21 protein-coding genes and 1 pseudogene are annotated in these 26168 nt (G+C 53.6%); 10 read left to right on the forward strand and 12 right to left on the reverse strand.

The genetic code is table 11. The features are described 5' to 3' along the window. Positions 1-83 precede the first annotated feature (83 nt). The 6 genes from rfbA to CpATCC19410_RS01235 all read right to left on the reverse strand — a co-directional run bounded on the left by rfbA (position 84) and on the right by CpATCC19410_RS01235 (position 7978). Positions 84-953, reverse strand: a complete 870-nt coding sequence (gene rfbA / locus CpATCC19410_RS01210; protein WP_013241092.1) for a glucose-1-phosphate thymidylyltransferase RfbA — start codon at positions 951-953, stop codon at positions 84-86. Positions 954-956: 3 nt separating this feature from the next. Next, the gene (gene rfbD, locus CpATCC19410_RS01215) at positions 957-2339 is read right to left on the reverse strand and encodes a dTDP-4-dehydrorhamnose reductase (RefSeq protein WP_014400946.1); all 1383 of its coding nucleotides are present in this window, start codon (positions 2337-2339) and stop codon (positions 957-959) included. After that, a complete protein-coding gene (gene rfbB / locus CpATCC19410_RS01220) occupies positions 2339-3343 on the reverse strand; it encodes a dTDP-glucose 4,6-dehydratase (RefSeq protein WP_014400947.1) in 1005 nt (334 codons plus the stop codon). Before rfbB ends, rfbD begins: the two co-directional genes overlap by 1 nt. A 23-nt stretch (positions 3344-3366) precedes the next feature. Continuing rightward, positions 3367-4740, reverse strand: a complete 1374-nt coding sequence (locus tag CpATCC19410_RS01225) for a M1 family metallopeptidase (RefSeq protein WP_013241095.1) — start codon at positions 4738-4740, stop codon at positions 3367-3369. Continuing rightward, a complete protein-coding gene (locus CpATCC19410_RS01230; protein ID WP_014400949.1) occupies positions 4733-6814 on the reverse strand; it encodes a prolyl oligopeptidase family serine peptidase in 2082 nt (693 codons plus the stop codon). Before CpATCC19410_RS01230 ends, CpATCC19410_RS01225 begins: the two co-directional genes overlap by 8 nt. 84 nt (positions 6815-6898) lie before the next feature. Then, positions 6899-7978 (reverse strand): alpha/beta hydrolase, encoded by a 1080-nt coding sequence (locus CpATCC19410_RS01235; RefSeq protein ID WP_013241097.1) that lies wholly within the window; start codon positions 7976-7978, stop codon positions 6899-6901. 396 nt (positions 7979-8374) lie between these two features. Between CpATCC19410_RS01235 and CpATCC19410_RS10910 the strand changes: the two genes are divergently transcribed. Then, entirely contained in the window at positions 8375-8509 is a 135-nt protein-coding gene (locus CpATCC19410_RS10910) for a hypothetical protein (RefSeq protein ID WP_013241098.1), read from the forward strand. A 289-nt stretch (positions 8510-8798) separates the two neighbouring features. After that, positions 8799-10208 carry a dihydrolipoyl dehydrogenase gene (lpdA, locus tag CpATCC19410_RS01245; RefSeq protein WP_014400951.1) on the forward strand — a complete coding sequence of 470 codons (1410 nt, stop codon included), beginning with the start codon at positions 8799-8801 and terminating at the stop codon, positions 10206-10208. Positions 10209-10276: 68 nt separating this feature from the next. Here the strand turns inward: lpdA and ramB are convergent, their stop codons facing one another. Beyond that, positions 10277-11704: an acetate metabolism transcriptional regulator RamB gene (gene ramB / locus CpATCC19410_RS01250; protein WP_013241100.1), complete on the reverse strand. Its 1428-nt coding sequence runs from the start codon at positions 11702-11704 to the stop codon at positions 10277-10279. 475 nt (positions 11705-12179) lie between these two features. Here ramB and CpATCC19410_RS01255 point away from each other — a divergent pair, with 475 nt between their 5' ends. The 7 genes from CpATCC19410_RS01255 to CpATCC19410_RS01285 all read left to right on the forward strand — a co-directional run bounded on the left by CpATCC19410_RS01255 (position 12180) and on the right by CpATCC19410_RS01285 (position 18634). Next, entirely contained in the window at positions 12180-12938 is a 759-nt protein-coding gene (locus CpATCC19410_RS01255) for a succinate dehydrogenase cytochrome b subunit (RefSeq protein WP_013241101.1), read from the forward strand. An 18-nt stretch (positions 12939-12956) separates the two neighbouring features. Beyond that, a complete protein-coding gene (locus CpATCC19410_RS01260) occupies positions 12957-14972 on the forward strand; it encodes a fumarate reductase/succinate dehydrogenase flavoprotein subunit (protein ID WP_013241102.1) in 2016 nt (671 codons plus the stop codon). Continuing rightward, positions 14972-15721, forward strand: a complete 750-nt coding sequence (locus CpATCC19410_RS01265; protein WP_013241103.1) for a succinate dehydrogenase/fumarate reductase iron-sulfur subunit — start codon at positions 14972-14974, stop codon at positions 15719-15721. Before CpATCC19410_RS01260 ends, CpATCC19410_RS01265 begins: the two co-directional genes overlap by 1 nt. A gap of 61 nt (positions 15722-15782) precedes the next feature. Next, positions 15783-16133, forward strand: a complete 351-nt coding sequence (locus CpATCC19410_RS01270) for a hypothetical protein (RefSeq protein ID WP_013241104.1) — start codon at positions 15783-15785, stop codon at positions 16131-16133. A 258-nt stretch (positions 16134-16391) separates the two neighbouring features. Next, complete coding sequence (locus tag CpATCC19410_RS01275) at positions 16392-17699, forward strand: DUF445 domain-containing protein (RefSeq protein WP_014300425.1); 1308 nt, start codon at positions 16392-16394, stop codon at positions 17697-17699. A gap of 61 nt (positions 17700-17760) precedes the next feature. Further along, positions 17761-18051 carry a DUF2516 family protein gene (locus tag CpATCC19410_RS01280; protein ID WP_013241106.1) on the forward strand — a complete coding sequence of 97 codons (291 nt, stop codon included), beginning with the start codon at positions 17761-17763 and terminating at the stop codon, positions 18049-18051. 7 nt (positions 18052-18058) lie between these two features. Then, positions 18059-18634, forward strand: a complete 576-nt coding sequence (locus CpATCC19410_RS01285) for a beta/alpha barrel domain-containing protein (RefSeq protein WP_014522672.1) — start codon at positions 18059-18061, stop codon at positions 18632-18634. Here the strand turns inward: CpATCC19410_RS01285 and CpATCC19410_RS01290 are convergent. The 5 genes and pseudogenes from CpATCC19410_RS01290 to CpATCC19410_RS01315 form a co-directional block, all read right to left on the reverse strand. Beyond that, on the reverse strand, positions 18631-19479 hold the full coding sequence (locus CpATCC19410_RS01290) for an LmeA family phospholipid-binding protein (protein WP_013241108.1): 849 nt from the start codon (positions 19477-19479) through the stop codon (positions 18631-18633). The two genes, CpATCC19410_RS01285 and CpATCC19410_RS01290, sit on opposite strands and share 4 nt — an antisense overlap. Before the next feature lie 91 nt (positions 19480-19570). After that, on the reverse strand, positions 19571-20440 hold the full coding sequence (gene pflA / locus CpATCC19410_RS01295; protein WP_013241109.1) for a pyruvate formate-lyase-activating protein: 870 nt from the start codon (positions 20438-20440) through the stop codon (positions 19571-19573). Between the two features lie 181 nt (positions 20441-20621). Further along, a pseudogene (gene pflB, locus CpATCC19410_RS01305) lies at positions 20622-23165 on the reverse strand (formate C-acetyltransferase). A gap of 402 nt (positions 23166-23567) precedes the next feature. After that, entirely contained in the window at positions 23568-24395 is an 828-nt protein-coding gene (locus CpATCC19410_RS01310) for a class I SAM-dependent methyltransferase (protein WP_014400954.1), read from the reverse strand. Between the two features lie 22 nt (positions 24396-24417). Next, a complete protein-coding gene (locus CpATCC19410_RS01315; protein WP_013241113.1) occupies positions 24418-24921 on the reverse strand; it encodes a DUF2505 domain-containing protein in 504 nt (167 codons plus the stop codon). 23 nt (positions 24922-24944) lie between these two features. Between CpATCC19410_RS01315 and CpATCC19410_RS01320 the strand changes: the two genes are divergently transcribed. Further along, a complete protein-coding gene (locus CpATCC19410_RS01320; RefSeq protein WP_014400955.1) occupies positions 24945-26084 on the forward strand; it encodes a UDP-N-acetylmuramate dehydrogenase in 1140 nt (379 codons plus the stop codon). Positions 26085-26168: the final 84 nt, after the last annotated feature.

Here is a 26168-nt window from a genome sequence, read left to right on the forward strand (position 1 = left end):
ATATAGTGCCTTCCTCGGAGTGAGGAAGGCACTTTTTGCTAGGTACTGAGCTGAAGCGTAGCGGGCTTAACCTAGCTTATCCGCTACCAGCCTTCGCCTAGGGCACGCAGCAAATATTTGCCGTAGCCAGACTTCAGCTGAGCATGACCCAATGCGCGTAGCTGGGAGTCGTTGATAAACCCGGCGCGCCACGCAGCCACCTCAGGGGATCCGATGATTGAGCCGGTGCGTTTTTGTAAAACCTCAACATAGGAGGAGGCCTCACTCATAGAGTCGATCGTGCCGGTGTCCAGCCATACACTTCCGCGCTCTAGCTTGTGGACGCGCAGCCGTCCTTGCTCCAAATAAGCGCTGTTAAGCGCGGTTATTTCTAATTCTCCGCGCTCGCTGGGGGTCAGGCGTTCTGCGAGTGTAGCAGCGTCATTGGGATAAAAGTAGAGTCCGACTACAGCAAAATTGGATGTTGGGTGAGTTGGTTTTTCTTCGATCGCGGTGGCCATGCCATGGGAATCAAAATTAACTACTCCGTAGCGTTGAGGGTCGGAGACCTCATAAGCAAAAACGGTGGCTTTACCGGGGGTGTAGCAATTTTGAAGAGAGGCATCTAGGTCATTGCCATCAAAGATGTTATCGCCGAGGACCAGCGCTACGTCGTCATTGCCAATGAAATCGCGGCCGATCACTAATGCTTGTGCAAGCCCATCGGGAGACGGTTGCACCGCGTAGCTTAGGGAAATACCCCATTGCTCGCCGGTGCCCAGGAGACGCTGAAAGGCCTGCTGATCCTCAGGAGTTGTGATGATCAGGATCTCAGAGATACCTGCCTGAATGAGCGTGGTAAGTGGATAGTAGATCATCGGCTTGTCATAAATCGGCATGAGCTGCTTGGAAATGCCGAAAGTTATGGGGTGTAGCCGGGTACCTGACCCGCCTGCCAAGATGATTCCCTTCAAGGCTTAGCCTTCCTTTGCATCCAGTGTGGTGCAGTAGCTCGCGAGTGCATCCTGCCAATCACGTGGGGTGAACCCGAGTCCCGTGATTTTACTCAAGTCCAAGGCTGAGTGGCGGGGACGCGGGGCAGCGGGTGCTTTTCCTGCAAAATATTCGGTTGTGCTTACTGGTTGAACGTCGGAAGCCGAACGCCCCGCCAGCGTAAATACCCGTTGTGCTAGTTGCGCCCAGGACACAATCTCCCCAGAATTGCTGAGGTTATACACCCCATAAGGGGCATGATTATCGAGCAAAAATCGGATACCTGCGGCCAGGTCCTCAGTAAAGGTGAGCCTGCCTAGCTGATCGTTTACCACCTGGGGAGAGATCCTGCGTGCGGCAAGGGAGAGCATCGTGGATACAAAGTTATTCCCTTCTCCCACCACCCAGCTGGTGCGCACTACATAATGCTGTGGGGCAACGCTTACAGCAGTATCGCCAGCAGCTTTCGACTGCCCATAGACGCTCAGCGGGCTGAAGGGTTCTTGTTCACTGTGAACAGGGAGTTCGCCGTCAAAGACATAGTCGCTAGAGAGATGCACCAGTGTGATCCCGTATCGAGCAGCAATCGCGGCAAGGCGAGCAGGAGCTTCCGCGTTGGTACGCCAAGCAGCAGTTGAATCAGTTTCAGCGGCGTCGACAGCTGTGTAGGCCGCGGCGTTGATAATTACGCTGTAGTCAGCCCAGCGACGCGCCTCTGTAATGTCTGTAGTGATGTCTAAGTCGGTGCGAGAGCAGAACTCGGCATGGGGGAAGACCTTTTTTAGAGTCCTGCCAAGCTGCCCGTTTGCCCCGGTAACCAGTACTTTCTTGGGTGGTACGGGTACCGCTGATGCTAGCGGAGGGTGCGCCGTGTCTTTCTTGGAAAGGGTCGCTTGATCGAGGGGGATCGGCCAAGAAATGTTTAATGCAGGATCAGCAAGATTGACAAAAGAATAATGAGCGTCTGGTGCCCAGTGGTCGTTGACTAAATAGGTGTATGCGGTAGCTTCAAGAGCCTGGAATCCGTTGGCCACCCCCCGCGGAACAAAGACAGCGGTCTCAGGGGTAATGGTGATGGTAAATGTGGCGCCAAACGTTGCGGACCCTTCGCGTAAATCGCACCAGGCGCCAAAGACTGAGCCGGTTGCTACGGAGACGTATTTATCCCATGGTTCTGCGTGTAAACCGCGGGTTACTCCGGCCTCAGCATTAAAGGAAATATTGTTTTGCACTGGTCGGAAACCGGTGAATCCTAAGCCGACAAGCTTGGACTCTTGCCAATTTTCTTTGAACCAGCCGCGAGAGTCCTCATGCAAGTCGAGATGGATGACCATCATGCCCTGGATAGGGCAGGTTTCTATGTTCATCACTGACCCCGCTTGGCATAGTTGTTTTCCACGGTGTCTTTGAGAGGACGCCACCAGTGCTCGTTGTCGCGATACCACTGAATAGTATAGCTCAAACCCTCGCGCATGCCGGTGGCAGTGTCTGTGAATCGAGGCTTCCAACCCAGCTCTGTGCGTAGTTTGGTGGAATCCATAGCGTAACGCATGTCATGACCTGGCCTATCGGCGACGTGCTCATAAGAATCTGCTCCCATGAGATGGCAGATCAACTCGATGACTTGTTTATTATTCACGTGGTCATTGTCGGCACCGATGATATAGGACTCACCTATGCGACCGCGATCAAGAATCGCATGGATAGCATCGTTGTGATCGTCTACATGGATCCAGTCTCGCACTTGTTCACCCGTGCCATAGAGCTTGGGTGGAATCCCGCTTAAGATATTGGTGATCTGCCGGGGGATAAACTTCTCAATGTGCTGGTAAGGACCATAATTGTTCGAGCAATGAGACAAAGTAGCCGAGACATCAAAAGACCTCACCCATGCTCGAACCAAATGATCAGAACCCGCCTTGGACGCTGAATAAGGGGAGGAAGGATTGTAAGGGGTGCGCTCTGTGAACCGGTTAGGGTCTTCAAGCTCGAGATCGCCGAAGACCTCATCCGTAGAAACGTGATGAAGATGCACACGGTGGCGTCGAGCAGCTTCCAGCAGCGTGAACGTGCCCACTACGTTGGTATGAATAAACGGAGAAGGATCTTCCAGGGAGTTATCATTGTGAGACTCTGCAGCAAAATGCACTATCACGTCCGCATCGCTCAAAAGCTTATCGACGAGCGCAGCATCGCAAATATCGCCTTCGACCAGCTCCGCGTCGCAGCCATCGAGGTTAGCGCTATTTCCTGCATACGTCAGCTTGTCTAATACCCTCACGCGATAATCGCTGCGGGTTTCTAGAGTACGGCGGACAAAATTAGAACCGATAAAGCCGGCGCCGCCGGTAACAAGCAAATTCTTTCTCACGGAATCACACCTTACGGGGCATTTTATGGGTTGGGGAACTCGGGTAGTTCCGTGCGATAGAGCCAGCTGGCCCAGAGCTCTTCACAACGCTGTGGGTTAGAGGCTTCTTTGAGGATTTCTCGGCGTAGATCATGCGGCTCTACTACTGAATGCCGGCCTGCCGCCACATAGCGTTGGACGGCGCGGAAGAAGGGGGCGTCGCCAAGCTCGCAGCGCAGAGCATGGACAGTGAGAGCCCCTCGCTTATAAATGCGATCATCAAACATATCCTTTGGGCCCGGATCCGCGAGAAGTAGATCTTGGGGAAGCGCAGCAAGCTGATCATAGTGAAAGCGTGCAGATTCGTGAGCGGTTGGACCACGGCCAGAATACTCAAACCATAACCATTCCGAATAACACGCAAAGCCCTCGTTCAGCCAGATATCGTTCCATTGTGCAAGGCCTAGAGAATTGCCAAACCATTGGTGCGAGAGCTCATGGGCTATGAGCCGTTCCCATTGGCCGTGGCCCCGCGCATGGTTTGCGCCAAAGATGGAGAGCCCCTGGGCTTCCAAAGGAATTTCCAACTCGTCTTCCGTTACCACTACTGAATAGGAGTCAAAGGGGTAGCTGCCAAACAGCTTACTGAATATGGCCAGCATCTCTTCCTGCTGCGCAAAGTCATTGCGAAAGCCGGAGATCATGTGAGGAGGAACGTAACCCCTAATAGGCACAGTGGTGATCGGAGGAGTGTGATTGAGGGATTCTTCCTGATATTGGCCTACCTGGATGGTGGACAAATAAGTAGCCAACGGGTGCTCAGAGCGATAACGCCAGGTAGTACGGGCTCCACTTGTGTTTTTGCTTATTAGTCCGCCATTGGCAATGACAGAGTAATCGGAATCGCACGTGAATGTGATGTCAAAGAGCGCCTTTTCATCAGGGGTATCGTCGCAGGGCAGCCATGAGCGTGAACCGCACGGCTGGCTGGCCACCAGCGAACCATTGGTGAGTTCTTCCCAGCCGATAAGACCCCAGAAAGTACGGATAGGATGCGGATTTCCGGCATAGCTGATACTGAGCGCAAACTCCGCGTCAGCAGGTATTGGGTCAGTAAAAGAAATACGGAGTTTATTATCTGACTGCCGGAATCGCTTCACATCGGTGCGCACACCGCCTGCTGTTGTGATATCTACCGACGTAGCCCGGAGGTTATCGGCAAAGTCAAGGGTCAGATGAGAAAGCGGCAGATAGTTATCCATATATAAGGTTGCCTCTGCCGCCAGCCGGTTGGGGCCTACCGCATAGTCCATGATGAGCTCATAGCAACGTACGTGGAATCCGAGGTTAAAATCCACACCTGTGTAGGAGTCCCGGGTACCTGGAACGGGTGTAGAACGCAACCGTGGCCTAGTCATGATGAGAACCTTCCTCAGTAAAGATCGAGCGAGAAGGGGAAGCTTGGTCTGCATGTTTCTGCAACCATGTGAAAATCAAGGCCTCCATGAAAGCTACCTGCTCATTATCGGCAGCTCCTGCGTGGCCACCTTCAACATTCTCGTAGTAATCAACCGGTTGCCCGCAATCGGCTAGCGCCGCAGCGAATAACCGAGCATGCGCGGGGTGGACGCGATCGTCCCTGGTAGAAGTGGTAACCAGCGCCGGTGGATAAGAAACTTCCGAGTGCTCGCGGATGTTATGCAGCGGGGAGTAGCTTTCCAAGACTTCACGTTCTTGTGGATCTGAAGGGTCGCCATATTCCGCAATCCACGATGACCCAGCGGACCACTGGTGATACCGCAGCATATCAGTCAACGGCACTTGAACAACAGCCCCTTGAATAAGCTCAGGGTAGGAAGTGAGCGCCACTGACGTGAGCAAACCACCATTAGAACCTCCTCGTACAAAGATAGAGGAAGCGTATCCGCGGGAGAGGACGTCTTTAAGCACAGCTTGATGATCCTGATAAATAAGCGGTCGGTTCATCCTGATAACGCTTTCATGCCATGCGGGACCGAACTCGCCACCGCCACGGAGATTGGGTTGGACATAAAAATTACCTTGTTCTAGCCACCCTAAGCCTCTCGTAGCTGAATAGCCGGGGACCAGGGAGACCTCAAATCCTCCGTAGCCGCCCACGAGCGTGGGGCGCGGCCCTTGGGAAAAATCGCCGACGATAAAGTACGGGATCTTTGTCCCATCCGCAGAGATCGCCCAGTGCTGTCGAGTCTCCATGCCATGGGCGTTGAAAAGTGCTGGGGCATGACGGACTTCAACAGGAATAAGAGAATCATTCACATCAACGCGGAATAACGTATCAGGCTGTGTGAAAGAGGACGCGCCAAGCCACACCTCATCACTATCATCACAGGTAGCGACGACGCGTGCCGTTGTGAGCGGCGGTAATTGAATTGTTGCGTCCTCGGGCTCAAGAGAATCCAGCCTGAGCACCTCTAACCTGGAGCTGACGTTATCCAGTACGGTCAAAATGATTCGGGTCTTGGTAAAAGAAATATCTTGAATGCTCGTTGTGGGAGTGGGCGTGAACACTCTACGGAAGTCGCGGTCGCCGTCTAAGAAGCGCTGAAAAACAATGGCTCCGACTCCGCCAGCTGGAACACCCGCGTAATCCTCACGCGGAAAAACAAACATCCATTGCCGATGAAAAGCAAGCTCGCAGTCCTCGGGAACTTCCACTATTTGCAACGCTTCGTCACGCTCGATAAAGGTGTGTGAACGATAAAAATCTAGTGCGCGACGAATAAATTTTCGCTCAAACCCAGGAGTAGAATCTGCCCACGCTGAAACCGCCAGGTCGCTGGTCTTACCAGCAAAAAACTCTTTGGCGGATTGAAGAGGAGTACCACGCTGCCATGTGTAAGCCCGCGCCGGGTATCCAGAATCCGTTAGTGTTCCTGGGCCTAGATCTGTTCCGATAAGGAGAGTGTCTCTATCCACCCAACTGACGCGAGTCTTGGCCTCTGGAATATGAAAAGGGTCAGCGGTGACAAAGTCGTTAGCGCATAGATCGAACTCGCGAATTTCTACGGCATCGGCGCCACCCCGGGAAAGCTGGACGAGAGCCCGGTCAAAGTGATGGGGGCGAACATGCGCGCCCTTCCACACCCAACTTTCATTTTCCTCATGCGCAAGCTTGTCTACGTCTATGAGGGTTTGCCATTCCTCTGTTCCTGAGAGGAAAGCATCCAAGGTAGTTCTGCGCCACAGGCCCCTGGGATGATCCGCGTCCTGCCAGAAGTTATAGAGGTAGGAACCGCGACGAAGCACATAAGGAATCTTGGTGTCTACATTGAGAGCGGATCGCATCCTCTGCTGGAGATCGGAAAAATCAAGAGCCGATTCGGTTGCATGCGACCAGCGTTTAGCCCAGTCGAGAGCCTCTGGGGCATCGATGGTTTCAAGCACATCAGCGTTAAACGGCAGGTCTGCTAACGAGTGGTGCTCCGAGCGGGGGAAAGGTGTAGTACTCATTGTCTCTGACATTACTCATTCAAAGGGGACGCCCGCCGGCGAAAAATCGCTGACGGGCGGTGTGCCTAGAAAAAGAGCGTAGGTTTACTTATTAAAAGCGCGCTCCAATGTAGCCCAAGAAGCACGGAGGTCATCCTGCCAGTAGCTCCAGGAGTGGGTACCGGTGTTGCGCAAGTTGAAGTCAGCCGGGATGTTCAGGGACTGCAAACGAACCTTGAGGTCGTTGGTGCACATGTTGGTTCCTGCCTCGATGAGGCCGCCTTCTACGACTACTGCGGTAAGACCAGCGGAAGCGATTGCCGGGTCGAGGCCAGCGAAGCGGGGGTTAGCCAAAATATCATGTCCGCCTGCGACGCCGCTGGCATTGGATACATAGACCTCCGTGCCACGGAGATCTTCAGCCATGACGACTGCGTCGTTGTAGCGGTTGTAGTCAGAACCCATGGGGCCCCACATCTGCTCAGGAGTTGCGTGTCCGCGCTGCAACGTCAGGCGCAGGAACTGATAAGCCATGGGGTTGGAGGTAGCTGCGCAACCAGAGAAAGAACCTACTGCGTCGTAGAAGCCCTTTGCATGCTCGGCGAGCAGCAGCGAGCTGGTGGCAGACATGGACATGCCGATGATGGCGCGCTTGTTGTTTGCCTTGAGCATGGATTCCATCGGGCCAGGAAGTTCTTTGGTAAGGAACGTTTCCCACTTTTGCTTGCCGCCTAGGGCGGCGTTATCGGAAACCCAATCGGTGTAGTAGGAGAACTTACCTGCCATGGGGATGACAACGTTGACGTCTTTGCCCTTGTAGAAGTCCATCGCGTCAGTCTGCATGATCCAGTTAGCGCGGCCTTCTCCGCCGTCGCCACCGTTAAGGAGATAGACAGTTGGTCGGTCGGGGCTCGAGGCCTTGAGAACCACCATTGGGATGTTGCGGTTCATGGAAGGGGAGTGCGCCCACGCCTCCACCACACGATCGTTGTCGAGCTTCTCGCGCCATACCGGGCTTATATCCGGGGTTGCACCAAAGTGAACATCTGCTAGCGCAGTGCCATTGCTGATCTGCGCGGGAGTCTTTTCAGCTGCGCCGGCAGCCGGTGCGACGGCGGCGCCAAGAAGACTGACAGTAGTTGCAGTAGCAACCGAGAAGGCTGCGATCGACCGAAGGAACTTCATACTGCTTTTTCTTCCTTATTTTCTATCCAGTTAGTTGGGCAAATAGCAGGATATGCTTTTTGACGCTCGCCATTGCCCGAAAGCCTGCTGGCGTCAACATTTACATCGTTTTCTTCACTAGAACGTTAACAGGTTCCTGTGTAGTGGGGTAGTAGCCAGTCCTAAATAAAACCAGTTTTTCGCGCACGTACACGTGATAACCGTAACATTACATGTGCTTTTCTCAGTTTTGAACAAGGTTTAACTATATGTCATATTATCCGCAAAGTGACTCTCAAAAGGGTTGTTTAATGTTATTTTCACTAATTTAAAGGCTACGGAAACGAGTCTTTAGGCTTACACTCTGTTTGTCACTTTGTTCTTCCAGACTTTTTACAGCGAAAAGGATGTAATTTTATGGACAAGATTGCTGCTTTTTTTAGTAATCCACTCGGTTCGATCCACGCCTTTATCAACGAGGCTATCGGTGCCACTGTTCAGGCGGGCTCCGCAGGTTTGAGTAACTTCTGGCACCTAATCGGGTTGCTTTAATAAGAACTCATATGTGATAACGCAAGCCGGGCGCTGCATAGCGGAGCTCAAGGCTTGCGTTATTTTTGTGTGTAGGGCGGGTTCCGGTGCTTGCTCATACAGTGTTTTCTCCAGTATCGCGTGGGTGAGATTACGTAGGAAGGGGAAAATGAGGGCTCCATTTTGGGGGAGGGAAAGCGGGGCGTTATAGCCTCCCAAATGTGGTTTTTTATTTGTTGGTGGATTCCGAATTGGGCACAGATACACTGCTGCACGACATTTTGGGTAGAGACACGTATCCTAGGGACTTGTGACTGAACATTATGACGTTGTAGTACTCGGCGCTGGCCCTGGTGGCTATGTCGCCGCCATCCGCGCAGCCCAGCTCGGTAAGAAAGTCGCCGTAGTTGAAAAGCAGTACTGGGGAGGTGTCTGCCTCAACGTTGGATGTATCCCGTCCAAAGCTTTGCTCAAGAACGCTGAGGTCGCACACATCTTTAACCATGAGGCAAAGACCTTTGGCATCTCCGGTGATGTTTCTTTTGACTTCGGCGTTGCGCACAAGCGTTCCCGCAAGGTTTCTTCGGGAATTGTCAAGGGCGTTCACTATTTGATGAAGAAGAACAAGATCACTGAGATCGATGGGCTTGGTAGTTTCAAAGACGCTAAAACGATTGAAATTTCCGAGGGCAAAGATGCAGGAAAGACCGTTACTTTTGACGACTGCATCATTGCTACAGGGTCCGTTGTTCGCTCTCTCCCCGGTGTAGAGATCGGTGGAAACATCGTTTCTTTTGAGGAACAAATTCTCAAGGAAGAAGCACCTAAGTCTATGGTGATCGTTGGCGCAGGCGCCATCGGCATGGAGTTTGCTTATGTTCTTGCCAATTATGGCGTAGAGATCACCATTGTGGAGTTCATGGATCGTGTACTTCCCAACGAGGACGCGGATGTTTCCAAGGAGATCGCTAAGCAGTACAAGAAGCTCGGCGTGAAGCTCCTCACCGGCCACAAGACCACCGCTATCCGCGACAACGGTCAGGGCGTAGAGGTAGACGTGGAGTCTAAGGATGGCTCCAAGTCAGAGACCATCAAGGCAGAGCGTGTCATGGTATCCATCGGTTTTGCACCACGCGTGGAAGGCTATGGCCTGGAGAACACTGGTGTAAAGCTCACCGACCGTGGCGCTATTCAAATTGACGACTTCATGCGGACAAACGTCGACCACATCTACGCTATTGGTGATGTCACTGCGAAACTGCAGTTGGCGCATGTTGCGGAAGCACAAGGCGTTGTGGCAGCTGAGACCATCGCTGGAGCAGAAACCCAAGAGCTGGGCGATTACATGATGATGCCTCGCGCCACCTTCTGTAACCCGCAGGTGGCTTCCTTCGGATACACCGAAGAACAAGCCAAGGAGAAGTTCGCCGGCCGGGAGATCAAGTCCGCTACGTTCCCATTCTCTGCTAATGGCAAGGCGCAAGGCCTCGGCGAGTCCGCTGGATTTGTCAAGATCGTTGCAGATGCTGAGTTCGGAGAGCTCCTCGGTGCTCACATGGTGGGCGCAAACGTCTCTGAGCTTCTGCCAGAGCTGACTTTGGCACAACGCTTTGACCTTACGGCGGAGGAAATCGGACGTAACGTTCACACTCATCCGACCCTGTCTGAGGCTATGAAAGAGGCAGCAGAAGGCATCATGGGACACATGATTAACCTATAAAACCTCATAGCTTTAAACCCCAGGTAGAAAAATTATTTTCTACCTGGGGTTTAGCTACGGGATTTGTATTAGTAAGGCGCCACAGAGGACATGTGGGCGTCAATAGCAATGAGCTTATTTACTGCGGGGAAGGCCCGTTGGGCGCAATCCTCACGAGTGCATACGCGACACCCCGCCCCGATGGGGACGGCGTTGGCAAAAGTTTTTACATCGAGTCCATGTGCATATACCGTTCGCGCCGCATGACGTGCCTCGCAACCCAGGCCAATGGAGAACATTTTTCCAGTTTCCCCAAAGCGCCCCTGATGGTGCCGCACCGTTCGGGCCACCCAAAGGTAGTTGCGGCCATCAGGCATTTGAGCGAGTTGCCGCATGATGGTGCCGGGGCTGGTGAACGTTTCGTAGACATTCCATAATGGGCAAGTTCCGCCTGCATGGGTGAAATGGAACCCCGTGGCTGATTGGCGCTTAGAGATGTTGCCGGCGCGATCGACGCGGACAAAAGTGAAGGGGATGCCTCGTAAATTAGGGCGCTGCAAGGTTGAAAGCCGATGGCATATGGTCTCATATCCCACCCCAAACATCTGACATAAATATTCAATGTCGTAGCCGGAGCGCTCCGCCTCAGCATGAAAAAGCCGATAGGGAAGCATAACGGCAGCTGCAAAATAAGAAGCGATGCCGCGCCGTGCCAGGGTACGTGCCTCCTTGGAAGTGAAGTAGGCGTCGGCGAGGTAGGCGTCGATACGCTCATTGGCCTCCAAAAAAGCAAGCTCTGTGGCGAGTCGAAAAGCGCGCTGACCGGTAATGAGTCTGGTGGATAAAGTAAGCACCCGGGTCTGTGTATCAAAGTGGTGCAAAGTGCTGCCGATGTCTCTTCCAGCCTTAATGGTCACCCCGTGCCGTGATTCCAATCGATCTATGAGCGCTGCCTCGTTAGCGCGGATATTAAACGTGGTAATGCCCAACTCGGCGGAGATGGCCTCGGCTGTGTGGTCGAGGTCGTCTAGATAGTTTTGGCGCGCGTAGAAGAAATCACGAACTTCATCGTGAGGCATAGAAAGCGCCCCCGAGATTGTCCGTGTCTCGTCGAGGCTGTTAACTAAACGGGCATCTGTGGCCGCTGAGAGCTTGTCTCGAACATTGCGATAACGACGATGCATTTCTACGACGGCGCGAGCGATATCAGGATGATGATCTACCAGGTCGGAGAGTTCTTGCAGGTCTATGTCCTCGGGACAGAGTTCTTTGTCCAGCATGACATCGTGGACTTCTGCTAGAAGCCGTGAAGCATCGTCTTTGGAGAAAAAAGTGGCGTCGACGCCAAAGACTTCGGTGATTCGGTGAAGCACGGGAAGAGTGAGAGGTCTGACATCGTGCTCGATTTGATTGACATAACTTGCCGAAAGCTCAAGCGTGCCGGCTAAATTGGCCTGGCTAAGGCCACGCTCTTTGCGCAGCTGCCGCAGCCGCGAACCAACGTATGTCTTGCTCATGAACTTAAAGAATACGTGAGCAAGTTCACCAATGAGGTGTATTTGTAGGTTTTTGATACCACCAGACACTTGTGTTTACGCGGGTAACAAATTCAGGGGCTCGTATGTACGCTCAAATGTGTGGAACTTTAACGGCTGTAATGTGGCACTGGCCTTGCTAAATGACTATTAAAAGGGCGCTCTCACGGTTGATGAAAGTACGCATTTTGGTTGACACCGAATAGGTGTGAGCTGGGGTGGGGTAAAAGTTAAAAAACTAATGCGATATATCTCATAGGTGTCGCCTTGCGCTCGGAAGAAAGGGCCGGTAGAAGTGTCCTTTCGTGAAGGACGAGGGGGGATATTTTAAGTCAGGCTATCCTAAATTGCAGGTAAGTGGGTATTTTTATCCGCTGTGAGGGGGATCACCATAGGCTGTGGTAAGTGGTTTATCCATGGTGATGGGTCGTAAAGTTAATACGACACTGGAGGTGCCATGACTGTAAATAACATCGACCGTGACGCAATCGCGCACGGCAAAATCACTGAAAAGCCGCTACGTGAGCGGCCAAAGTTCCCGACCTGGGCACTGAAGCTCACTATGGCCGTCACTGGCCTGATCTTCTGCTTCTTTGTGGTCTTCCATATGGTCGGAAACCTTAAGGTTTTCTTACCGTTCTATGAGGACGGTACGCATCCGATCGACGTCTATGGCGAATGGTTGCGCAACCTTCTTTATCCGCTCTTCCCGCACGGTGCATTCCTGTGGCTGTTCCGCATCACGCTGCTTCTCTGCATCGTTTTGCACATCTACGGCGCTTTTGCACTCATCGGCCGCTCGAGCCGTTCACGTGGTAAGTTCCGCCGCACCAACCTCATGGGTGGCATGAATTCCTTTACCACCCGCACGATGCTAGTGACTGGCGTTATTTTGCTTGCCTTCATCGTCTTCCACATCTTGGACCTGACTGTTGGTGCAACACCAGCCGCCTCTGAGGTATTCGAGCACGGCCATATTTACGCCAACATGGTGGCAAGCTTTAGCCGTTGGCCCGTCACTATCTTCTACATCATCGCGATGGTGACACTCTTCATGCACCTGTCGCACGGCATTTGGCTTGCTGCAAGCGACTTGGGCATCACCGGTAAGCGTTGGCGTGCAATCATTCTCTTCCTCGCTTACCTTGTTCCCGCAATCGTAATGATTGGCAACATCGCAATTCCGCTGTCTATCGCATGCGGCTGGATCAGCTAGGACGAAAAGGTAATAACAATGAGCTTTAACTCTGAAACCGCTACTCGCCCTGAGTTCACCCAGCCAGCTTCCATCGTCGATGGCGTAAAGCTGGGCAGCATCCTTGAATCCAACGAGCCCAAGGGCGTTCCTACCAAGGACATGTGGGAGTACCAAAAAGACCACATGAACCTGGTTTCCCCACTGAACCGTCGTAAGTTTACGGTCCTTGTTGTGGGAACCGGACTTTCCGGTGGCGGCGCTGCTGCTGCCCTCGGTGAACTGGGATACAACGTGAAGGTCTTCACGTACCATGACGCTCCTCGTCGTGCGCACTCCATTGCTGCGCAGGGTGGTGTGAACTCCGCTCGCGGTAAGAAAGTGGACAACGACGGTGCTTACCGCCACGTGAAGGACACTGTGAAGGGGGGCGACTACCGCTGCCGCGAGTCCGATTGTTGGCGCTTAGCGTATGAATCCGTACGCGTCATCGACCACATGAACGCCATTGGTGCTCCTTTCGCTCGCGAATACGGTGGAACCTTGGCTACTCGTTCCTTCGGTGGCGTGCAGGTTTCCCGTACGTATTACACGCGTGGTCAAACAGGCCAGCAGCTGCAATTGTCCGGTGCTGCAGCATTGCAGCGTCAGATTGGCCTCGGGACTGTGGAGATCTTTACGCATGCAGACATGCATGATCTGATCCTTACAGATGAAAACGGCAAGAAAGCCTGCCGCGGTATTGTCACCCGTAACCTGATCACAGGCGAGCTCACTCCTCATACGGGCCATGCAGTCATCCTGGCTACTGGCGGTTACGGCAACGTCTATCACATGTCTACGCTGGCTAAGAACTCCAACGCATCGGCAATGATGAGGGCGTATGAGCTCGGCGCTTATTTGGCTTCTCCGTCTTTCATTCAGTTCCACCCGACAGGCCTTCCGGTTAACTCGGAATGGCAGTCGAAGACGATCCTGATGTCCGAGTCTTTGCGTAACGACGGCCGCATCTGGTCCCCACTCGAGCCCAAAGACGATCGCGATCCCAACACGATCCCTGAAGAAGAGCGCGACTACTTCCTTGAGCGCCGCTACCCGGCATTCGGTAATCTCGTGCCTCGCGACGTAGCATCGCGTGCTATTTCTCAGCAGATCAACAAGGGACTCGGCGTTGGGCCTCTGCACAACTCCGCTTACCTGGACTTCCGCGATTCCATTGAGCGTCTTGGTGAGAACACAATCCGTGAGCGTTATTCCAACCTCTTCCAGATGTATGAAGAGGCAATTGGTGAGAACCCATTCAAGGCTCCGATGCGTATTGCCCCGACTTGCCACTTCACCATGGGCGGCTTGTGGACGGACTTTAATGAGATGACCTCTATCGACGGTCTCTTTGCCGCAGGTGAGTGCTCCTGGACCTATCACGGTGCAAACCGTCTGGGCGCTAACTCCCTGCTTTCTGCCTCTGTCGATGGCTGGTTTACCTTGCCGTTTACTATTCCGAACTACTTGGCTAACCACCTTGGAGAGGCCAAGCTAGCTGAGGATGCTCCTGAAGCAGTTGCTGCCGTGGCACGAGCTCAGGCTCGCATAGACAAGCTCATGAACATTAAGGGCGATGATCCTCATGGTCCTGAGCATTATCACCGCCAGCTGGGCGATATCCTCTACTTCTCTTGTGGCGTTGCCCGTAACGTTGAAGATCTGAAGACCGGTATTGAGAAGATTCGGAAACTCCGTAAGGAATTCTGGTCCAACCTCCGCATTACCGGTGAGGCAGAAGAGATGAACCAGGTTCTTGAGTACGCATGCCGCGTAGCTGACTACATCGACCTCGGCGAGCTCATGTGCGTTGACGCGCTCGACCGCGATGAGTCCTGTGGTGCGCACTTCCGTGAAGATCATCTCTCTTCTGAGGGTGAGGCAGAGCGTGACGACGAAAACTGGTGCTTTGTTTCCGCTTGGGAGCCAGGCGCACAGGAACACGAGTTCATTCGCCATGCTGAGCCACTCACATTCGAATCGATCCCGCTGATGACAAGGAACTACAAGTAATGAAACTCCATCTTGAAATTTGGCGTCAGGCCGGTCCTCACAGCGAAGGTCATTTCGAGTCCATCGACGTCGAGGACGCCGTAGCGCAGATGTCTATCCTTGAGCTGCTGGACCACGTCAACACTGGCCTGGTTGAGGAGGGCAAAGAGCCCTTTGTCTTTGCTTCGGACTGTCGTGAAGGCATCTGTGGCACCTGTGGCCTGTTGGTTAACGGACGTCCGCATGGCCTGGACAAGAACAAGCCTTCCTGCCAGCAGCGCCTTGATCACGTGGCAGATGGTTCGACCCTCAAGATCGAGCCTTTCCGTTCTGCTGCTTACCCAGTGATCAAGGACCTCGCTGTTGATCGCTCGGCTCTTGACCGAGTGATGCAAAAGGGTGGCTACGTTTCAATCAATGCCGGCACGGCTCCGGACGCAGACACCATTTACCAGAACCACGAGAAAGCTGAGCTTGCTCTTGACCATGCTGCATGCATCGGTTGTGGCGCCTGTGTAGCTGCGTGCCCCAACGGTGCAGCGCACCTGTTCACGGGAGCAAAGCTTGTGCATCTCGCTCTTATGCCTTTGGGTCGTGAAGAGCGTGGCAAGCGTGCCCGCAATATGATTGATGAGCTTGAGACCAACTTTGGTCACTGCTCGCTGTATGGCGAGTGCGCAGATGTCTGCCCGGCAGGCATTCCGCTTTCCGCCGTCGCAGCTATCAACAAAGAGCGGGCCCGCGCTTTCTTCCGTGGTAAGGACGACTAAGCTAAGGTTTAACGCAACGAGCTGACTCACTCAAAAGGGAAAATTTTTAGAAAGGCACATTATGTCTCATTCAGCACCTGCAACGCAGGAGACTGCGGGATACCCAGTTTTCGAGGGGCGCATGCACTACATCGATGGCTATGACCCCGCGAGCCTTTGGGCACCGCATTCGTCGCTACAGCGTACGAGTACGTGGGTGGGCATGGGTGCCATTCTTGTTTCCCTTGCAGGTTTCGGCGCGCTGATCTTTGGCTTGGGTGCTGCTTCTGTAGGAAGCCAAGATGCCTGGGCTACCTACGTTATTATTGGCGCGGTTCTAGGTTTTGCTCTGCTCATTGGTGGTTTTCTTTTGGTCCACCATGGTCGCCGCAACTACCGTCAGTATCGTGCTGAAACCGGTCGCATGAATTAGGTTTTGCGACACCTCCACTCACAAAGGCCCCGATATTCCTCAGGAAATCGGGGCCTTTGTTCATGCACGATTAGCATCAAAGCTATGAATGACAAAAGGGGAAAATTGTTATGGGTGCTTATGACCTTGGCTGCGACGCTAATCGGTATTAATTACATAGTGGCAGGATGGAATGCGTTGTAACTGCCCGGGCGTGTTTAATGTGCTCTGGGCGAACTGGCTACCGACTGTCGCGGGACGTACGGGATAATGAGTGTTATGGCACAACATGCAGCTCCACGCGGACTCGCGGTTCCTGGTCCCCCTCCTGAAGCGGAGGCTGAAAAGAGACGTGCGCTACGGAAGCACAAGACTATTGCTACGGGCTTACTTTTTGTTGCTGCGGCGATTTTTTTGAGCTGTCAGTGGTATACCTCGGTGACTGATCCCACCCCTGCATGGGTGGGCTTTGTCCGGGCGGCCGCTGAGGCCGGAATGGTCGGAGGCTTGGCCGATTGGTTTGCGGTAACTGCTTTGTTCCGATATCCCTTAGGCATCAAGATCCCTCATACGGCGATTGTGCGTCGGAAGAAGGATCAAGTGGGAGTAGCCCTGAGCGGATTTGTAAGCGAGAACTTTCTCAACGCAGAACAAATCACAGAGAAAGTGTCCCAAGCACATGTAGCTAGTCGCATCGGTGAGTGGTTATCTGAGCCGGATAATGCTGAGACCGTGTCGCGCGAAGTCGGTGCTTTTACCGCGAAGGCGGTCCGAGCGCTGGATCCTCAGGACGCAGAGGCGGTTATTAAGAAAGCAATTGTGGAAAAGCTCGCTGAGCCGGAGTGGGGACCACCCCTTGGCCGACTCTTACAGCAGCTCAATCAGGGCGGCCAGACGGAACCAATAGTGGATCAGCTGGTTTCTTGGCTGCATAAGAAGGCGCTGACGTCGGAAAGCTTAATCCTCAAGATTTTGGGAGAGCGCGCGCCTTCTTGGGCGCCAAAGTTTGTCAATGAGCTGGTGGGCGAGCGCGTGTATCGGGAGCTTATTCAGTGGACGGCTGCGGTGAAGAGCGATAAAAATCATGAGGCTCGGCAGGCAATCAGGCGTTTTCTGGAAAAATTCGCTGATGATCTGCAGACGGATCCGGTTCTGATCCAAAAAGTGGAAGACGTCAAGCACGATGTGATGGGCTCGGCGCCAGTGCAGGATGCTGCCTCGACCATCTGGGCTCATGTGTCTAAGAACGTGATCCTTGCTGTGGAAGACGCGGACTCCCTGCTGCGCCAAAAGATTAAAGAATATGCGCTGGAGTGGGGTAACCGGATTCACTCCGATGATGCACTGCGTGCAGACCTTGGCGCGCGCATCACCAAGGCTGCAGCTTTCCTTGCGGACAATTATGCGGATCAGGTGACGTCGATTATTTCGGAGACCATCGAGCGCTGGGACGCGGATGAGGCCAGCGACAAGATTGAGTTGATGGTGGGTAAGGACCTGCAATACATTCGTCTTAATGGAACAGTCGTGGGTGCTCTTGCCGGCTTGGCCATCTACACTGTTTCATATTCACTCTTTGGGGTGTAAGCGGGGTTTAAACACTGTAGACACTGCTGATCCTCATGTATACATTCAAGGAATTCTCTTCATGACCTTTGTTTTCCTGATTTTTGGTTACCTTCTTAAGGCGGCAGTTTATCTTGCAGTGGCTGCTGCCCTGATTGGCGCGGGATTAGCAGCTGCAACGCGAGCCGATGCTTTTGAAGCAGGAGACCGACAGAACAAGTGGATCTGGGTGGGGCTGCTTCTGCTAGCGGCCCTCATGGTGTATCTAAAAGTCCAGTTCCTTTCTTGGATTGGATTGGTGATCATTGGCCTGTATTGGTTTGATGTTCGCCCTCAAATCAAGAACATCCTTAATGGTAACTATGGCTGGTGACCGAGGTATGGCTAGCGATAAGACGGTGGTGGTCACGCTACTGGATCCGCTGGCAACAGCTGATGATGTGAAACAGCTTGCGGCAACCGCCAGGCAACAGGGGATGGGAATCTGCGTGGAGCCCTCGCTATTGCACGCAATCGATGCAGCAACGAAGCACGCTGAACAATTCCCCGTGGTCTCCTGGGCGGGATACCCCACAGGTAAGCATCATGTGCTGATTAAGGCGTCTGAGGCTCGGCTCGCAGTGCAATCTGGGGCAACGATGGTGATTTATGTCCCTGATCCGGCTTCGCTTATCCACACCACCGGTGCAGCCTTTATCGGAGAGATCGTGGCAGCACGCGAGGCCGTGCCTCATCCTGCCCAGCTCGCGGTGCTTGTCGACGACACCCTTCTAGGTGAAGAGCTACGTGCCCGTGCACATGAGTGGTTGGCAAAAGTAGGCGTGGACGCGGTGGTCTCCTATAGCGTGGGTGATCACGAAAAGAGCGGAATCCCGCTGTACGTTTTATGCGATATAAGTGAAGCCCCCGTGCACAAGGCAGCGGGAGCTCATGGAGTTCTGGTAACCGGGCTTTAACGCGTGGGGGCTACCGGTTGCTGGTCCTTCTCTTTGCCTAGCTCGTTGAGATTGACATTCTCTCCGTCAACTTCAATTGTGACGCCATGCTCTACTACCTTAACGCTTTTAATCTTAAGATTTCCGGCCATCGTGCTGGCCTGATCGCGTAGACCCTTGGTCAGGGCGTCAGAAACTGTAGAAGGCAGCTCAACTCCGAGGAAGCTGGCGTTGGTGGCGGTGAAGGACAGCCGGCCGTCGACAGCCTCCGGTTTAAGCGTAAGTTTGGCTGCTCCACCTGTGATATCCACCTTCACCGTGCCATCTGCAGGGTTAGAGGTGATCCCAGTTACCTGAATAAGCTGTTGGAGGAAAGTACCTGCGAGTGCGCCCAGCTCGTTATCCTTTCCTTCGGTCGGAGCAGGTTGATGTGTCTGATTTTCGGCGATGCTTTTTTGGAGTACGGCTAGGAGGTAGTCGTCTGCCAGCGTGGTCCGAAGTGAGAGCGAAGCCGCGACTGGGTTATCGGGATCGGAAATATTTAAAGAATCCACGTTAATAAAGGCCTGAGGCGTGCCGGTGACCTCTGGGACGGCGTTGGCGCCGCCGGGGTGCTTAATATTGACAGTCGAAGGCGACTCAATAGTAACGCTAGGGATGTTTTGAGTTACGGCTGAAAAAAGTAAAGGAGTTGGCCCGAAGGAGATGCTGGCTTCTTGACCAGTGGAATTGGAACCCACAGCATCTTTGAGTTGTTTGCTGATGCTCCAGCGTACGCCGAACTCGGCCAGCAGCAGGAGGACCATCAGTACAACGATGATTGTGAGGATAAGTTTACTAATGCGAGAACCAATAGTTTTAGACACGAGTTCTAGTGTCGCCTATTTTTCATGGTATCGCCACTAGTGGAAAGAGCACTGGCCCGAATCCTCTGTGAGGATCCAGGCCAGAAGCTAGTTAAGGGACTAGCAACCCGCGAGAACGAAAAACGTTCTTAGTAAAAGCAACCGACTCTTCTGTCGGAGGCTTGACGTCTTCAAGATCGTACTGAAGGTTAAGCTCATGCCACTTATCCGCACCCATATTGTGGAAGGGAAGTACCTCGACGCGTTCTACGTTGTCTTTCCACTGCTCAACGATGTCCGCGACCTTATTGATGTTTTCTGGAGAATCGGTGAGCCCAGGAACGAGTACAAAACGAATCCATACGGGTTTGCCCACGGCGTGGAGACGATTGCCAAAATCAATAGTTGGTTGTAACTCGCGGCCAGTAACGCGGCGATAAGTTTCCTCGTCGCCTGCTTTGACGTCGAGAAGCACAAGATCGATGTTTTCTAAGTCCTCATCGCTGAGACGAGCACCCAGATACCCCGAGGTGTCTATGGTGGTATGGATCCCTGCGTCGTGTACTTCTTTGAGTACTCTGCGTGTGAAGGCTATCTGAAAGAGCGGCTCGCCGCCGGAGATTGTGAGTCCGCCGCCGGAGGCTTTGAAGACCCTGCGATAGCGCTTGATCTTCTTAATGATGTCTTCCACCCGTTCGAGCGTTCCCTTTTTCATCTGCATGGTATCGGGGTTGTGGCAGTACAAGCAACGCAGAGGGCAGCCCGCCATGAACATGGTCATGCGAGTGCCTGGGCCATCGACGGCGGTGACTAGCTCCCACGAATGCACCAGAGCGATATCGCCGGTCCGACGGGCTTCAATCAGCTCCTTGTGGGAGACATCCTCAAGCTCAAGATCTGTTCCGATGCCTGCGGCTGTGCCACGAAGACGCGGGCCATCTGAGCGTTCGACCGTAACTGTGGAGTTAATTCCATCGGCCATGAGGATTCCTTTCGATCGCGACGTACGCGGGCGGTAGATCTGCGGAGAACTAAAACTATGGGTGGTTGCTAGAACAGTGGCTGCCGCTGAAGTACAACAAAATTCTGGGCAAAAGTATGCCACCGTCTCAAGCGAACTCGAGGCGGTGGCAGCTAAAGATGCACGCTGAGCGCGCTACTCCTTATGCGGAGTGGTGGAAGGTACGCGAGAGAACGTCGAGCTGCTGCTCACGGGTGAGCTTGACAAAGTTCACGGCGTAGCCGGAGACGCGAACGGTGAGGTTCGGGTACTTGTCAGGATTCTCCATGGCATCCTCAAGCGTCTTCTGATCGAGGACGTTGATGTTTGCATGATAGAGACCTGCATTTGCATTGTTCTCGTTGCGCTGGGTCTTCATGTCGTTGAGGCGCTCTTCAAAAGTCTTGGAAGACATAAGTTTCTCCGATTTCTTATGGGAATGAATTGTTAGGGATGGTGCGAAGATTTACTCTTCATCCATGATAAACCCGGCATCGAGGATGCCGACCAGGTTCTTGACCTGCTCATCAGCCGTACGGCCAAGACCGGAAGGAGTGATGGTGTTGGTCAAGGAGATGCCGTCGAGAGCATCCTGATAATCCAACTTGCCTACCGAGAGCATGGAAGCGACCATGCCATGGGTATCTGCGCCATTCTCTGGGTTTGCGCCGGGGCTGAACGGGGTACCAGCTTTGTGTCCGGATGGGAATGCGCCGGTTGCCTTGCCGTACACCACGTTTGAGGTGATTGTGAGCACAGACTGTGTCGGGATGGCGTCGCGGTAGAGCGGGATCTCTTTAATCTTGGACATCACTGTGTGAACAATGGTTGCGGCAATGTCGTCGACGCGGTCGTCGTCGTTGCCATAACGTGGGAAGTCGCCTTCAGTGATGTAATCCACAATGAGGCCGGTCTCATCGCGTACAGGGGTGACCTTTGCGTACTTGATGGCAGAAAGCGAATCGGCGACGATAGCCAGACCTGCGATGCCACATCCCATGGTGCGGACGATGTTGGAATCATGCAGAGCCATCTCGATGGACTCATAGGCGTAGCGGTCATGGCAGAAGTGGATGATGTTGAGTGCCTCAATATAGGTGCCTACGACCCAATCGAGCATGTTCTCGTATTTTTCCCAGACTTCATCGAAGTCCAATGGGCCATCACCCTGGATGGGGGCGAACAAACCTGGTTCGGTGATTTGCTTGCCAGAGACCTCATCACGGCCGCCGTTCATTGCATAGAGCAGTGACTTTGCACTGTTGACGCGGGCGCCAAAGAACTGCATTTGCTTGCCAATAGCCATGGGTGACACACAGCAAGCGATGGCGGCGTCATCGCCCCATTGATCGCGAATCTGCTTGTCAGACTCGTACTGGATCGAGGAGGTCTCAATAGAGATTGCAGCGCAGAAGTCCTTGTAACCTTCGGGCAGCTCGGGGTCCCAGAAGATGGTGATATTTGGCTCTGGTGCAGGACCCAGGTTGCGCAGGGTCTGTAGCAGTCGGAAGGAGGTCTTGGTCACCATGGAGCGGCCGTCTTCTGCAAAGCCAGCGTCGGACCAGGTTGCCCAGTAAGGATCTCCGGAGAAGATCTGGTCATAATCGATGGTGCGCAAGAAACGGACGATGCGCAGTTTAATCACGAGAGCATCGATCATTTCCTGGGCGTCTTCCTCGGTGATCAGCCCTGAGGCGAGATCGCGCTCGAAGTAGATATCCAAGAATGCTGAGAGACGACCGATGGACATGGCGGCGCCATCTTGGGATTTAACTGATGCTAGGTAAGCAAAGTATGTCCACTGAACAGCTTCTTGAGCCGTCTTGGCTGGGCGAGAGATATCAAAACCATAGGCAGCGGCCATGATCTTCAGCTTCTTGAGGGCCTTGATCTGCTCGGAGTGCTCTTCGCGGTAACGAGCCCAGTGCTCAGAGAAGTTCTCAGTTGCTACAGCGTCTTTGGCGCGGTTCTTTTCCTCGATGAGGAAATCAACTCCGTATAGCGCCACGCGACGATAATCGCCGATGATGCGACCGCGGCCATATGCGTCGGGAAGGCCTGTGATGATGTGGGAAGAACGCGCTGCACGGATACGAGGGGTGTAGATGTCAAAGACTGCCTCGTTATGGGTCTTGCGGTACTTGGTAAAGATATTCTTAATATCTTCGTTTGCTTCTTTGCCGGCTTCTTTAATGGCGGTCTCAACCATGCGCCAGCCACCGAAAGGCATCATCGCACGTTTCAGCGGAACGTCTGTCTGCAGGCCAACGATGACGTTGTCGTCTTCAGAGATGTACCCGGCAGGGAATGCGTCGATGTCCGCAGGGGTGTCGGTGTCTACGTCAAAAACGCGCTTCTTACGCTCTACGGAAAGGTAATTCTTTTCCAAGGTGTCCCATACACGGAGCGTTTTCTCTGTGGGGCCTGCCAAGAAGCTGGCGTCGTCATCGTAGGGAGTGTAGTTGCGCTGAATAAAGTCCCGAACATCGATGTCTTCCTGCCATGGTCCTGCGGCAAAGCCTTCCCAAGCAGATACGTTCGTTTCTTGTTGGGCGGTGGTCATCGAGTAAGTGCCCTCTCTAAAATCGAGTGACTGTGATCCTTGTAGTTCAGGGATACGGAGATTCCTAGATGGCATAGCCGCTAGTTTTACTCGGTCCTGGGCGCGTACGTCGGGGGCTGAGCTATTTTTGACGGCTTTTGCCATGAACAAATCCGAGTGTAGTAAGAGTGACCCATCTCTACCTAAACGAAATTGGGTGAGTTATCTCACTCTAATTCGTTTTTACTTGCGGTACTTGGCGGCGTAAAGGGAGTGGGGCGTGCCGGGTAATTTTCCCGTCTTGAGCATGTGGGGGACGGGCGAAAATCCGTGTCCCCCTCGGAAATAATGATGCGCTAGCTGCTTAAATTGATGCTTGGGTTTTAGTATGCGTGGCGTAGGGGGTGGCGCGGGACGCATGTTTTCTGATCTCTTTTAAGAAGGCCTATTTATTAGGCCCGTCGCCCAAATAGGAACAGATGAAAATCATTTTGACTGGAATCACAGAATAAAACTCGTGACAGTTATAGAACGCATAATGTATACGCGCCTTATCTAGGTGGTGGCTCAGGACTTCTCTGGGTCTACGAGGGACCAGGGGACAGTGATTAGGTTGTCACGCACTGGGCGACGAATAGGCATCAAAGAGATTCCCTGCTCTACTAGGGAGGCGCGGGCTGCTCGCCAGCGCACGCGGGGCCCATAAGAGGCCCAGGGGGCGCTGCGGTTCCAGGCGGCGTCGGCAAGCGAAAGTAGCTGGTGGATCTTCTCACCAGGGACATTCCTGTGGATGAGTGCTTTGGGGAGTCGCTCGGCAATGTCGGAGGGGCGCTCTACGTCAAAGGGATCCCATGCAAGGGTGAGCGATAGGGGGCCTGAGCTATCAAGCAAAACCCAGGTGGAACGTCGACCAAGCTCGTCGCAGGTGCCTTCGATGAAAAAGCCGCCAGGTTGAAGTCGCGAGGTAACCATGTCCCATGCGGCGTGTACTTGGTCAACGTCGTACTGGCGTAGGACATTGAAAGCTCGGACAATCGTGGGCCGATATCCTGCTAATTCAAAACCTCCGAGCTCAAAGGTGACTCCATCGCGTGGTGGCAGAACCCGTTCGGGATCGATTTCTAATCCCGTTACCTGGGTATTAAGACGTATTGTGCGCAACCAGCGGGCCCACTCCACCGTGGTGGTGAAACTGGCGCCATAGCCTACATCCAGGGCCAGCGGGTTTTGGGCTCTACGCAGAGCTGTACGTATATCCGGGTGGTGCGCCATCCACCGATCGCATCTTCGGAGGCGGTTGTACCCCGTTGTTCCGCGGGTTATTACTCCTACAGGACGCGACGATGGCCGACCTTGCCCAAAGGAAGCTCGGAGATTATGGGCATGATCGGCCATCGGTCAAATATTAAAAAACGAGTTAGAGGTTCTCGGAGATCCACTGTGCGGTGAGGTTGCCTTCATTTTGGAAGAGCTCGCCGAGGGCCTCGCCGATCTTGGGCTCGATAGCTGCACCCATGAATGGAATGTTTACGGTGACTTCGTTTGCATAAGACAGTGTGGTGGATTGACCTGCACCGGTCAGGGAAATCTCACCATTGAAGTCCACAGGGGTGCCTTTTACGTCGGCAGTGTAGCTGATGGGGGCGGTGTCTCCATTGAGACCACCGACGGTTACTACACGCTTAACTTTCAGGGCCTGGCTGATCATTGCACGGACAGCCTCAGGAAGTATCTCGAGGGGGAGAACTTCAAAGAGCGTTGCCACAGCGCCACCGTTGGCGTCTGCGAACTCGTGAACCTGGCCGGGTTCTGGGCTCAAGTTTTCCACGACGAACGCCCAGTAATCGGGGTTGGTGAGGGCTGCATGCACCTTTTCAGCTGGCTGATTTATGGTGACAGTGTTTTCGCTACGCGTTGTCATGCATACAGACTACCCTTAACGGGGTGACGGATACATCGCTGGCCCAAACATTCGCCGAAATTCGCCCCGCGATCGAGCAGCATGCCGATATTCGCGTGGACTCTCTTTCCTTTTCTGAACTCACCACTCTCCATCTCGGCGGCACGCCTATCGCCGCTGTTCGTTGCGGCTCACGCGCGTCCGTGGTGCATGCGGTGAAGCTTCTCGACGCCCACCGTATTCCTCTTCTCATCGTAGGCGGTGGCTCTAATCTGGTGATCGCTGATGGCGATATTCCAGTCGTTGCTGTGATTGTGGAATGCAAAGAGATGTCAGCAGACATGCACACGGGAAAGCTTGTGGCAGATGCCGGTGTGGTGTGGGATGAGGTCGTCGCTTTTGCCGTTGAGGCGGGGCTTGGGGGGATCGAATGCCTTTCCGGAATACCCGGCTCTGCTGGAGCTACTCCTGTGCAAAATGTTGGGGCATATGGTGTAGAAATAGCAGACGTCTTGGTAAGCGTTGAACTTTTGGATCGTGCTACTGGTGAGGTCTCTGAGGTTCCTGCTGCGGAATTAGACCTGGCCTACCGGTACTCCAATCTAAAATTCACGGGGCGGGGCGTAGTGCTGGGCATCACGCTGCAGCTAGCGTTGGATGGTCTTTCAGCACCATTGCGCTTTGGGGAATTAGCGCGTCTGTTGGGCGTAACGGCCACTGGTGGAGAGCAGATCCGTTGGAACTCTAGGGAGGTTCGGGAGGCCGTCCTGCAATTGCGCCGGGGGAAAGGCATGGTCTACGACCCCGATGATCATGACACCTGGTCCGCCGGATCGTTTTTTACCAACCCGATTATTAGCGATGCGCTTCTGGCTAGCGTACGCACTCGGGTGGCGGAACTCTGCACTCCAGAGGATGCCGCAGCGATGCCGTGCTATGCGGCGGGATCTGGAGCATGGAAGCTTTCTGCAGCCTGGCTTATAGATAGGGCAGGCTATAAGAAAGGGTATCCCGAAGGTGCGGTGGCTCGTCTTTCCACCAAGCACACCCTGGCGCTGACCAATCGGGGTAACGCGAACACCGCAGATCTGGTGGCGTTGGCACGCGATATCCGTGATGGGGTCCAAGAAACTTTTGGGGTGGCTTTGGAACCAGAACCAGTATGGATTGGTGTCGAGTTTTAGCGGAAAAGCGGCAAAGTTAAACAGAACCCCTGCTTTCCCTATTGTCTCTGGAAAGCAGGGGGTTACACAGCAAGCTGTAATTCT

Origin of the sequence: Corynebacterium pseudotuberculosis, assembly GCF_002155265.1 — a bacterium.
In the GTDB taxonomy this organism is placed as follows: Bacteria; Actinomycetota; Actinomycetes; order Mycobacteriales; family Mycobacteriaceae; genus Corynebacterium; species Corynebacterium pseudotuberculosis.